The 12,047-nt window shown below is 70.3% G+C and carries 7 protein-coding genes and 3 pseudogenes; 9 read left to right on the top strand and 1 reads right to left on the bottom strand.

Features of this window, described 5'->3' with window-relative positions; translation table 11 throughout:
• The 8 genes and pseudogenes from AC2W7A_RS04340 to wecB form a co-directional block, all read left to right on the top strand.
• On the top strand, positions 1–1,385 hold a 1,385-nt coding region (locus AC2W7A_RS04340; RefSeq protein ID WP_485990284.1), incomplete at its 5' end, for a glycosyltransferase family 4 protein.
• Between the two features lie 106 nt (positions 1,386–1,491).
• Positions 1,492–2,738, top strand: a pseudogene (gene wecC / locus AC2W7A_RS04335) (UDP-N-acetyl-D-mannosamine dehydrogenase).
• Positions 2,739–2,787: 49 nt separating this feature from the next.
• The gene (locus tag AC2W7A_RS04330) at positions 2,788–4,773 is read left to right on the top strand and encodes a glycosyltransferase family 4 protein (protein WP_485990283.1); all 1,986 of its coding nucleotides are present in this window, start codon (positions 2,788–2,790) and stop codon (positions 4,771–4,773) included.
• A gap of 5 nt (positions 4,774–4,778) precedes the next feature.
• The gene (locus tag AC2W7A_RS04325) at positions 4,779–5,963 is read left to right on the top strand and encodes a glycosyltransferase (protein ID WP_485990282.1); all 1,185 of its coding nucleotides are present in this window, start codon (positions 4,779–4,781) and stop codon (positions 5,961–5,963) included.
• Positions 5,964–5,966: 3 nt separating this feature from the next.
• Positions 5,967–7,178, top strand: a complete 1,212-nt coding sequence (locus AC2W7A_RS04320; RefSeq protein WP_485990281.1) for a polysaccharide pyruvyl transferase family protein — start codon at positions 5,967–5,969, stop codon at positions 7,176–7,178.
• Between the two features lie 130 nt (positions 7,179–7,308).
• Positions 7,309–8,211, top strand: coding sequence for an ABC transporter permease (locus AC2W7A_RS04315; protein ID WP_485990280.1), 903 nt, complete (start codon positions 7,309–7,311; stop codon positions 8,209–8,211).
• Entirely contained in the window at positions 8,211–9,080 is an 870-nt protein-coding gene (locus AC2W7A_RS04310) for an ABC transporter ATP-binding protein (RefSeq protein ID WP_485990279.1), read from the top strand. The genes AC2W7A_RS04315 and AC2W7A_RS04310 overlap by 1 nt, the downstream gene beginning before the upstream one ends.
• A 122-nt stretch (positions 9,081–9,202) precedes the next feature.
• The gene (gene wecB / locus AC2W7A_RS04305; RefSeq protein ID WP_485990278.1) at positions 9,203–10,369 is read left to right on the top strand and encodes a non-hydrolyzing UDP-N-acetylglucosamine 2-epimerase; all 1,167 of its coding nucleotides are present in this window, start codon (positions 9,203–9,205) and stop codon (positions 10,367–10,369) included.
• A 93-nt stretch (positions 10,370–10,462) separates the two neighbouring features.
• Here wecB and AC2W7A_RS04300 read toward each other — a convergent pair.
• A pseudogene (locus AC2W7A_RS04300) lies at positions 10,463–11,766 on the bottom strand (MFS transporter).
• Positions 11,767–11,818: 52 nt separating this feature from the next.
• On the opposite strand from AC2W7A_RS04300, the pseudogene AC2W7A_RS04295 reads away from it, so the two are divergent.
• Positions 11,819–12,047, top strand: a pseudogene (locus AC2W7A_RS04295) (signal recognition particle-docking protein FtsY); the annotation flags it as partial.

Raw genomic sequence — 12,047 nt, 5'->3', positions numbered from 1 at the left:
GGCCCCACTGGCATCGCGGCCGCATGCAGCAGGCCGTCGCCGTGCTCGGCCGCAGCGGCCGCGAGGGTGCCGTGCGGCGCAGACTCGGCTCCGAGCTGACCTCGCTGCAGGGCCGCACCCCGGAGCTGCCGGACGCCTCGGCCGGGTACCTCCCCGAGCAGAACCGGGTCCTCTTCGTGCTGACCAACTCACTGCCCCACACGGGGTCCGGCTATGCGCAGCGCTCGCACAGCCTCATGCAGGCCGTGCGGGACTGCGGCTGGGAGGTGGAGGCCGTGACCCGCCTCGGCTGGCCCGTGCAGACCGGCGTCCTCACCGCCGCCGACTGCGACGAGGTGGACGGCATCCCCTATCACCGGCTCCTCGCGGCGCGGCTCGTCCCCGGGTTCGACGCGCGGCTGCAGCAGCACGCGGAGGCCCTGCTCCGGCTCGTCCTGCAACGGCGCCCGGCCGTCCTGCACACCACCACGCACTGGGTCAACGCCGTGGTGGTCCGTGCCGTGGCCGAGGCGGTGGGCATCCCCTGGGTCTACGAGGTCCGCGGTCAGCTTGCGGACACCTGGGCCTCGACACGGGGCCCGCGGGCGCTCGACTCGGAGCGGTACCGCCTGTTCGTCCGGCGGGAGGCCGACGCGGTACGGTCCGCCGACGCGGTCGTCACCCTGGCCGAGACGATGCGTCGGCGGGTGGCCGCGGACGGCGTCGACCCGGACCGCATCGTGCTGAGCCCGAACGCCGTGGGCGGGGCCTTCCTGGACGAGCCCGGCGACGTCCGCTCGGCCCGGCTCACCCTGGGTCTCGACGTGGACGCCGAGTACGTCGGCACCGTCAGCTCGGTGGTCCCCTATGAGGGCCTGGACGACCTGGTCCGCACCGTGGCCGCGCTCGCCGCGCACCGCCCCCGGCTGCGTCTGATGATCGCCGGGGACGGGACGGCCCTGCCCGGCCTGCAGCAGCTGGCCGGCGAGCTCGGCATCGCGGACCGGCTCGTCGCGCTCGGTCGGGTGGACCGCGCCCTGGCGCCGCTCTGCCATCAGGCGCTCGACGTCTTCTGTGTGCCGCGCAAGGACACCTCCGTCACGCGCGCGGTGACCCCCATGAAGCCGCTGGAGGCGATGGCCTCGTCCCGCCCGGTCGCGGTCTCCGACCTCCCCGCACTGCGGGAGATCGTCGCGGACGGCGTCACCGGCGTGCTGGTGCCGGCCGAGGACCCCGCCGCCTGGGCCGACGCCCTGGAGGCCATGCTCGACTCACCCGATCGCCGGGTGGACCTGGGACGTCGGGCCCGCGACTGGGTGCTGGCCGAGCGGACCTGGGCCGCGAACGCCCGCCGGTACGTGAAGACCTACGCGGAGGTCACGGCCCGGCCTGCCCGGGACCGCTGAGGAACGTCCGTATACTCGTCGGAGAATCCCCGCCCCCGACCTGCTCCAGGCAAGCATGCCACTGCGGGGGCGGAGCACCTGAGACAGGAAATGAGGAACACCACGGATGTCTGAGATCCAGAGCGTCGCCGTCATCGGCCTGGGATACATCGGCCTCCCGACCGCCGCCATCCTCGCCGAGAACGGCGTGCGGGTGCATGGAGTCGACGTCACCGACCGCACCGTCGACGCCGTCAACGCCGGCCGGGTGCCGTTCGTCGAGCCGGACCTCGCCGACTTCGTGAAGCGCGCGGTGGACGACGGCACGCTCGACGCCTCCAAGGAGACGCCGAAGGCCGACGCCTACATCGTGGCGGTGCCGACCCCGTTCAAGGACGACCATGCACCGGACCTGAGCTACATCGAGGCCGCCGCCCGCGGCCTGGCGCCGCAGCTGACCGGCGACGAGCTGGTCATCCTCGAGTCCACCTCGCCTCCCGGAGCCACCGAGCACATGGCCGAGGTCATCTACGCCGAGCGTCCGGACCTGCGCGAGGCCGGCCTCGACTTCGCACACTGCCCCGAGCGCGTGCTCCCGGGCCGCGTGATGATCGAGCTCGTCACCAACGACCGCATCGTCGGCGGCTCCACACCGGAGGCCGCGCGGCGCACCGAGCGGCTCTACCGCACCTTCTGCAAGGGTGAGATCCTCCTCACCGACTGCCGCACAGCCGAGATGGCCAAGCTCGTCGAGAACTCCTTCCGCGACGTGAACATCGCGTTCGCCAACGAGCTGTCCGTGATCTGCTCGGAGCAGGGCATCGACGTGTGGGAGCTCATCGAGCTCGCCAACCACCACCGCGCGTGAACATCCTGCAGCCGGGCCCGGGCGTCGGCGGCCACTGCATCGCCGTGGACCCGTGGTTCATCGTGGACGCCGCCCCGGAGAGCGCACGCATCATCCGGGCCGCCCGCGAGATCAACGACGCCAAGCCCCAGTGGGTCATCGACCAGGTGAAGGCCGCCGCGTTCGACGTCCAGCAGGAGACCGGCCGCACCCCGGTCGTGGCCGCCCTGGGCCTGGCGTTCAAGCCGAACATCGACGACCTGCGCGAGTCCCCGGCGCTCAACATCGCGCACGACCTCGCGGACCAGTTCTCCGGCTCGGAGGTGCTCGTGGTCGAGCCCCACGTGGAGGAGCTGCCGGCGAAGCTCGAGGGCAAGTCCAACGTCCGCCTCGTCCCCGCCGACGAGGCCGTGGAGAAGGCGGACATCGTCCTGCTCCTGGTGGACCACGACGCGTTCGCGGACCTCGGCTCCGCCGTGGACGGCAAGCACGTCATCGACACGCGCGGCCAGTGGCGCGCACGCTGACCGCCGGCACCGGCGAGAACTGAACGCACCGACGAGGGGAGACCCGCCCGTGTCCGAACAGGACCGACCGGCATTCCGCCTGATCACCGACGAGCCGCCTGCACAGCAGCGCGACGACCGTGCCGAGGCGGAGCGCCTCCAGGAGGAGCTGCGGCTCGTCCACCGTGAGCTCAACTGGATCTCGCGCGACCGCGACGCCCTCGCCGGCGCGTGGCTGGCGCCGTTCACCCGCGACCCCGACGGGGCCAAAGCCGAGCTGCGCGGTCGCGCCCTGAAGGTGCGGCGGCAGCTGGGCCGGCTGAAGCGGCGCTACCAGCGCAACGAGATCTCCCGAGCGCAGCTGCTGCGGGGCATCGCAAGGGTGGGCTACCACAACAGCCTCGAGCCGATGGTCGACTGGTCCAAGGAGATGCGCGGCCTGCAGAAGCGGGCCGGCCGGTCCTCCTTCTCCGGGGACAAGCCGCTGCGTCACGCCCTGAACAACCAGGACTATGAGCGTGCCCTGCTGTGGCAGCGCATCCTCGGCGTGGGCAGGGACCACAGCGAGCCCTTCCAGGTGACGTCCAAGCGCCTGGCGGTCCTGCGCGGCGAGATCTCTGAGAACCTCGAGGTCAGCACGCGGCTCGCGGACATCGCCGCCCAGCACGCCCGTGCGCTGCCGGACGTGAACGGCCGCGCGAAGGAGCTCAGCGGCTGGATCCCGCGGATCCCCGGACCGGTGACCCCGATCGAGCCGGCGGCCGACAACCTCGTCCTGCACATGGTCAAGGAGTCCCGGCCCTACTTCTCGAACGGGTTCACCTCCCGCAGCCATGAGAACTTCAAGGCCGAGGTCCAGGCGGGAATCGATGCCGTCGTGCTGACCGAGCCCGGATTCCCGCGCTCGGTCGTAGGAGACGACTTCGAGCCGGTCGAGGTGTTCGAGGGCATCGTGCACCACCGTCTGGACGTCGGCATCGACTACTCGCGGGTGCCGGCGGACCGCTGGCTCCAGGACTTCGCCTGGCTGGCCTACCAGAAGGTCAAGGAGATCCGTCCTGCGGTGATCCACGTGTCGTCCGGTCGCCGCGGCTACGAGACGGCGTTGGTGGCCCTGGCGATCCAGCGCAAGACCGGCATCCCGGTGGTCTACGAGGTCCGCTCCTTCTTCGAGGGCAACTGGACCGGGGAGACCGCCATGGAGGAGAGGTCGGAGACCTTCCGGCGCCGCATGGCGGTCGAGACCATGTGCATGCAGGAGGCCGCCGCCGTCCTGACCCTCGGAACCTCCATGCGGGACGAGCTCGCGTCCCGCGGCGTCCCGAAGGAGCGCATCGGGCTCGTGCCGAACTGCGTGAACCTCGAGAACTTCGTGGCCGAGCCCGTGGACCCGGCGCTGCAGGAGCGCTACGGCATCACTATGCCGACCTTCGGCTACGTCTCCAACATGGACCATCGCCGCGAGGGCCAGGAGTACCTGATCCGTGCCGCCCAGATGCTGAAGGCCAAGGGCGTCGAGGCGCAGTGCGTGCTCGTTGGCGGCGGCCGGCGCCTGGACGAGATGAAGTCCCTGGCCCAGAAGCTGGACGTGATGGACCGCGTGGTGTTCACCGGTCACATCGACCACTCCGAGGTCTCCGGGCACTACAGCCTGATCGACGTCTTCGTGGTGCCGCGCACCTACGAGCGTGCCGCACGGTACGTGACCCCGCTCAAGCCGTTCGAGGCCATGGCGATGGGCCGGCCGCTGCTGGTCTCCTCCGTCCCCGCGCTCGCGGAGATCGTGGAGGCGCCGGCCCGCGGCGAGGTCTTCGAGCCGGAGAACGCCGCCTCCCTGGCCGAGGCCGTCGAGGCGCTGCTGGCGGACCCCGAGCGTCGCGCGGAGCTGGCCCGTGCCGGTCGCCGCTGGGTCGAGGAGGAGCGCCAGTGGAAGCACAACGGCCCGCGCTACAAGGCCGTGTTCGACGAGGCCCTGGCCGCCGCACGTGAGCACCGTGAGGCCGATGCCGCCGGCAGCCAGGCCGACCAGACCGACATCGACATCGAAGGAGACTGACGCCCGTGGAGCTGCTCTTCCGAGGATTCCGCACCGAGGTCGGCTCGCCGATCAACGAGGCCCTGTCCGCCACCCGGTATTACACGAGCCGTGACGCGGCCGAGCCGTGGCTGTACGCGTACTCGCCGGTGGCGAGGATGAACCCCTTCCAGGCCCTGCTGCACCGCCGCTTCGGCGACCACGGCCTCGCGGTCGCCCCGGTGACGGAGTGGGGCGCCTTCGACCGTCTGACCGCGCTGTCCGCGCAGACCCGCGGCATCGTGCTGCACCTGCACTGGCTCTCCGAGGTCCTCAAGGGAGTCAAATCCGAGTCCGAGGCGCAGGTGCGGGCCGCAGAGTTCCTCTCCCGGTTGCAGGCCTTCCGCTCCGAGGGCGGCCGGGTCGTGTGGACCGTGCACAACATGGCCCCGCACGACGCGGTGTTCCTCGAGGAGGAGCGTCGCCTGCAGCAGGCCGTGGCCGACGAGGCGGACCTGGTCCATGTGATGAGCGAGGACACCCCGCAGCTCGTCTCGGAGTTCCTGACCCTCGACCCGCAGAAGACCTTCTGCGTGCCGCACCCGTCCTACGAGGGCGCCTACCAGGACTTCGTGCCGCGCGACCACGCCCGGCTCGTGCTGGGCATCGACCCGGACGAGGTCGTCTACGTCGTGTTCGGAGCCATCAAGGCGTACAAGGGGATCGAACGGTTCGTGGAGGGCTTCAACCACCTGCTGAAGACCTCCGAAACGCCGCGGCGCCTGATCATCGCGGGCAAGGCCGACGGAGACCGGTCCTCCCAGCAGCTCGTGAAGCAGCTGCGCATGCATCCCTACGTGCTCCTCAAGGACGCGAAGATCCCCGCTGAGCACGTCCAGTACATGATGCGCGCCGCCGACATCATGGTCCTGCCGCATCAGCGGGCCCTGAACTCGGGCGGCGCGCTGCTCGGCCCGACCTTCGACCTGCCGGTCGTCGCCAACCGTGTGGGTGTGCTCCCCAACCTGCTGGAACCGTCCTTCGCGGAGTTCCTCGAGGGCTCGACCCCGGAGGAGATCGCCGCGTCCCTGGAGCGCGCCGACCGTCTGGTGGCGCCCCAGGCCCGCGCCGCCGCCCGTGACTTCGCCGACCGTCACCGTCCCGCCGATGTGTCGGACCGGTTTGCCCGCGAGGTGCGCGAGCGCCTCTCCCGCCTGTCCCAGGAAGGCTGATCCATGGCAGACAACCTCATCGCGCAGTTCAAGGACCGTCCGAAGGTCGGCCTCGTCGGCTTCTTCGGCTGGGGAAACTACGGGGACGAGCTGTTCCTGGACGGCTGGAGGCGGAACCTGTCCGAGCACTTCGACGCCCGCGTGGTCCATGACATCCTCAAGGCCCCGTACTTCTCCGGGAACCCGTACATCGAGGCGGAGAAGTACGACGCCTTCGTGATCGGCGGCGGAGACCTGGTCATCCCGAACAAGGTCTCGCAGCTCTACTGGCACAAGGCGTGGCTGAAGAAGAAGGTGTACATCGCCGGCATCGGCGTGCCCACCTGGATCAGGAAGGAAGACCCCGCGGTCATGCGCCACATGCGCAACTTCTTCCGCCACCCGAACGTCCAGTACATCGGCGTCCGCGACGTGGAGTCTGCCGAGTGGATCCGGGAGAAGCTCCAGCCCCGCGTGGAGGTCCGGGTGGCCCCGGACCTCGTCTACGGGCTGCCGATGCCACCGGCGCGTGAGTACCCGGAGGACAAGGTCCTCGGCGTCTCCATCCGCCAGCGCCGTGTCACCGCCGAGGACGACTACGCTCCGCTGGCCAAGCTCGTGGCCGAGGCTCGCCGACAGGGCTACGCCGTCAAGGCGCTCGTCCTGGCCGGGCTGCGCACGGGGGAGGCCGATGCCAGGGCCGTCGAGCGTCTTCCCTTCGAGGTGGACGAGGTCATCCGCTCCGAGGACATGTCCGAGCTCTCCGCCGCCCTCGGCGGACTCGACGTCCTCGCGTCCATGAAGTTCCACGGCTCGCTGGTGGCCTCGATGTACGGCGTCCCGGCGATCGTGCTGTCCCCGACCACGAAGTCGAAGAACCTCTTCAAGACCCTGGGCCGCACCGAGCTGCTCTCCGACCTGCACGACCCGAACATGGCCTGGAAGCTCGAGCACGCCAAGACCCGCATCTCGACGGACGTCATCGAACGCCAGAAGACAGGTGCCCGGGAGGAGATGGCCCACCTGGTGCACCAGATGCGGCTGCAGCTCGCGCCCGCGTCGGTCTTCCGCCCCGAGGGCCGGGTCGACTGGGGTGCGGTGCGTCGGGACGGCCGCGATTTCGCGCGGGTGACCGCCGGGTCCGCCCGTCTCCGCGCCGAGGACACCCTGCGTCGCCAGGTATTGCCGAAGGCACGTGGACTGGCCGCGTCCCTGAAGGAGCGACTCGGCCGCTGACCGTCGCCGGGGCGACCCGCAGCCCCGGCGTCCCGGGCCCGTGGTCCGGGCATACACTGGGTTCTTCGTCCGGCGCCGCCGGGCGCGGGATGCCCGCCGTCCCTGTCCGTCGCCGTCTGAGGAGACTTCGGTGAAACACGCTGAAAAGAGCGCCACGGGCGACTCCGCGCGCTCGGTGCGGGAGATCTCGGTCCCGCGCTCGGGCCTCGAGCGGGTGGGCGCCCGACCCACCCTGGCCCGGTACTTCCGCCGGCTCTGGGCCTGCCGTGGATACCTCGCCTACGACGCGAAGCTGAGCCTGGGGACCCGCAACCGGCAGAACGTGCTGGGCAATGTGTGGCTCGTCCTGACCCCGCTGCTCAACGGCATCACCTACTTCATCGTGTTCGGCCTGCTCCTGGGCACCTCCCGGGGCGTGGACAACTTCATCGCCTTCCTCACGGTCGGTGTGTTCATGTTCTCGTTCACGAGCCGCACGGTCTCCATGGGCGCCCGCTCCCTGACGTCCAACCAGACGGTGGTGGAGGCCTTCAACTTCCCCCGCATCGCACTCCCGGTCTCGGCGATGCTCAAGGAGTCCCTGGCCTACGGGATCACGCTTGCCACGATGATCGTGTTCATCCTCGCGATCCCCCCGCTCGAGGTCCTGAGCTGGCGCTGGATCCTCCTCGTTCCGGTCGTGATCCTTCAGATCGTCCTGGTCACGGGCGTCACGCTGCTGCTGGCTCCCCTCGTCGCACGATTCCGGGACGTCGCCCAGCTGCTGCCGTTCACACTGCGCCTGTGGATGTACGGCTCCGGGGTCTTCTACTCCTTCCAACGCTTCGACAGCCACCCCTGGCTGGTGGACCTGCTCACCCTGAACCCGATGCACCTGGTCCTGGAGATCACCCGCAACTCGCTGCTCTACGGCGCGGACTCGCCGGCCAGGGACTGGCTGCTCCTGTGCTCCTGGTCCTTCGGCCTGCTGACGGTGGGCATCCTCGTCTTCTGGAAGGGCGACGAGGCCCACGGAAGGGCGGTGTCCCGCTGATGAAGCCGACCGCGCACGAGGTCCCGGACAGCGGCGAACCCTGCCTCGTCCTGGACCGGGTGTCCATGAACTACAAGGTGCACTCGGTGAACGAGGGGATCGCCCACCGCCTGCCCTGGCACAAGAAGCTGGTGTACGGGCTCATCCGCCGCCGTCCCCGGGTGACGGTGCGGGCGCTCAAGGAGATCTCGCTGGTCGTCCCCAAGGGCCAGTCCCTGGGCGTGGTGGGCCGCAACGGCTCCGGAAAGTCCACCATCTCCCAGATCATCGCGGGCAAGCTCACCCCCACCACCGGCACGGTGTGGGCCAGCGGCACGCCCACCATGCTGGGCGTCAACGCCGCGCTGATCCCCTCGCTGTCCGGCCGGGAGAACATCGTGCTCGGTGGTCTGGCCCTGGGCATGTCCCGGCGGGAGATCGAGGCCCGGATCCCGGAGATCGTGGAGTCCGTGGGCCTCGAGAAGGCCATCGACCTGCCGATCGACACGTACTCCTCGGGCATGGGGGCACGCCTGCGCTTCGCGATCGCGACGATCCGTGACCCGGAGGTCCTCGTGATCGACGAGGCGCTGAACACGGGCGACGCCCAGTTCCGCGAGCGTTCGCGTCGGCGCATGGAGGAGCTCAAGGCCAATGCCGGCTGCGTGATCCTGGTGAGCCACAGCGAGAAGGTCATCGCCGCCTCCTGTGACCGGGTCCTCTGGCTCCACGACGGCGAGCAGGTGGCCGACGGCCCGACCGACGACGTGCTCTACCAGTACCGCCGGTACAACTGGCTGCTGAGCAAACAGAAGGTGGCGCAGGCCGAACGGTGGCGCCGCCGGGTGCAGGCCCAGCACAGGCCGACCTCCGTCCGGATGGGATCCTGACGCGCGGGTCCGCGCGCGCCGTCGCCGCCGCGCGGCTCGGATAGGGTGGCCGCGTAGGCAGGCGCCCGCGTCCGCTCGGACGTGGCCCATGCCGTCCACACTAGACACGAGTGAGGAGCATCGTGCTCAAGATCATGCCGATCTACGGCACCCGTCCGGAGGCCATCAAGGTCGCCCCGATCGTGAAGGCCCTCGAGGCGTCCGATCAGTTCGACTGCGTCGTCGCCGTCACCGGTCAGCACCGCGAGATGCTGGACCAGGTCAACGAGCTGTTCGGCATCGTCCCGGCCCATGACCTGAACATCATCCAGCCCCGCCAGACGCTGAACTCGATCTTCGCGAAGATCCTGGAGGGCGTGGACCGCATCCTGCTGGAGGAGAGGCCGGACGCGATCGTCGTCCAGGGCGACACCACCACCTCCACCGCCGCGGCCATCGCGGCGTTCAACCTGCAGATCCCCGTGGTGCATGCCGAGGCCGGCCTACGCAGCTTCGACATCATGTCCCCGTTCCCGGAGGAGGCGAACCGCAAGCTCACCTCCCAGATCGCGTCGCTGCACCTGGCGCCGACCCGCGTGTCCAAGGCGAACCTGCTGCGCGAGTCCGTGGACGAGGCCGGTGTGTACATCACCGGCAACACGGTGATCGACGCGCTCCTGGAGGTCGTGGACAAGAGGATCCCGTTCACGGACCCGCAGCTGGCCGAGGTCGAGCAGAGGGTAGCGGATGGCACCAAGGTCGTGCTCGTCACCACGCATCGCCGTGAGAACCAGGGCGAGGCCATGCGCGGCGTCGGTCGGGCGCTGGCCCGTCTGGCGAGGGAGAACGCCGAGGTCCTCTTCGTCCTGCCGGCCCACAAGAACCCGGTAGTCCGCGAGGCCGTGCTGCCGTTCCTCGAGGGGCTGGAGAACGTGGTGGTCACCGAGCCGCTGGCCTACGGCGAGTTCACCCACATGCTGTCGCTGGCGAACGTGGTGCTCACGGACTCCGGCGGCGTTCAGGAGGAGGCCCCGGGCCTCGGCAAGCCGGTCCTGGTCATGCGCGAGAACACCGAGCGCCCCGAGGCCGTGGAGGCCGGCACCGTCCGACTCATCGGCACCGCCGAGGACACCGTGTTCGAGCAGGTGCAGACGCTGCTGCACGACGAGGCCGCCTACACGGCCATGGCCAACGCCGTGAACCCCTACGGAGACGGCAAGGCCGCCGGGCGCACCGTCTCCGCGATCGCCCAGATGCTGGGCGTCGGCGAGCGGGAGGCCGAGTTCGACGACGGCCTCGACCGGTCCTGACCGCCCGCCTCCGGCATCGCGCGGGGGTCCACGACGACGGAGCCCGCCTTCCGCAGGGAAGGCGGGCTCCGTCGTGTCCGGGCGGACGGCGGCTCAGCTCTCCTCGGGGGAGGTGCGGGGCTTCTCCGGCGGGACCATGACCGGCAGGGTGCCGGTGCGAGGTCCGCCGGGGTGGATCGGCAGGTTGGTCTCCGGGGCGCGGGCCCAGGCGAGCGCGCCGACGGCGAGGACGGCACCGGTGGCGAGGAAGGCCCATTCCCAGCCCCACAGGTCCGCCATGGCGCCGGCCAGCAGCGGCCCCACGATCGCGCCCATGTCCGCGGACATCTGGGCGGTGGACATCACCTGTCCGGCCTTGCGCTCCTGGCCCACCATGTCCGCGATCGCGCCTGCTGGGGCGAGTTCAGGACTCCGGTGCCGGCGCCGGCCAGCAGGCAGGCCGTCAGGAACATGAGGGGAGAGGCGGCGAACCCGATCAGGCCGGTCATCACCGCGGTGGTGGTCAGGCCGATGAGGATCAGGGGCTTGCGGCCGTGGACGTCCGACAGGCGGGAGCTGAAGGTCACCGCAGTGACGTTGCCGGCGGCGAACAGGGACAGGGCGAGGCCGGACATCAGGGCCCCGTCCACCATGAACCCGAACAGGCCGGCACCGGCGAAGACGGTGGAGGCGTAGAGGGGCATCACGGAGTTGCGGACGCCGAAGGTGGCCCACCCGTTGGAGAAGAAGGAGACCAGCGCCGCGCGGTAGGACGGCAGCCCCAGGGCCTCCTTCAGGGGCATGGGGGGCCGGGAGTCCTGCACGCGGCGGTCTGCGCGCCGGGTGTCCTTGAGCTGGAAGAAGACCAGGGCGGCCGCGCACACGAGGGCCGTGCCGTAGATGAGGAACGGGATCCGGAACCCGAAGACGGACAGGGCGGAGCCGACGATCGGTCCGACGATGTTGCCGATCAGGAACGCCGAGGCGTAGGCGCCGGACACCCGGCCGCGGATGGTCGGCGGTGACTTGCGGGCCAGGAACGCCATCGCGGAGACGGTGAAGAACGTCGAGCCGATGCCGCCGATGGCCCGGAACACGATCAGCTGCGTGAAGTCCTGCGCGAAGGCGGTGAGGAACATGGACAGCGCGACGATGAGCACGCCGGTCATGTACACGGGCGTCTCGCCGAGCCGGTTCGTCAGGCGCCCCGAGGTGGGGGCGAACAGCAGCCGGGTGACGCCGAACGCGGACACCACGGCGGCGACCGCCGTGGCCGAGGCGTTGAACGAGTGCGCGTACGCCGGCAGCAGGGGTGCGATGAGGCCGAATCCGATGGCGATGGTGAACGCGGCGGCCACCATGACCTTGATCTCACGGGGCAGGGGGATGCGCGCTGCATCGGGTCGTCGGGAGGCCATGGGGCGGATTCTCTCACGGGGCCGGGACGGGTGTCTGTGACAGACTGGGAGGGTGGAGCTCATTCTGATCATCGCTGTTGTCATCGCCCTCGCCGTGGGCGGCGTCCTGGTCGGCTTCCTCGACCGGCGCCCGGCCCCGCCGAAGGGCACCTACAAGGAGGTCCGGGACGCGGACGACCCGGGTCGCGGCGGCACCGCCGTCCTCGAGCGCGAGCCCGAGGTCGCCGAAACCGGAGACCGTCGAGCCGGAGGTCGTCGAGCCCGAGCCCGAGCCCGAGCCG

Source organism: Micrococcus sp. LASM2_SD2 (assembly GCF_057364565.1).
Note: the sequence above shows the minus strand (reverse complement) of the source record. Positions and strands in the feature narration are given on the sequence as shown.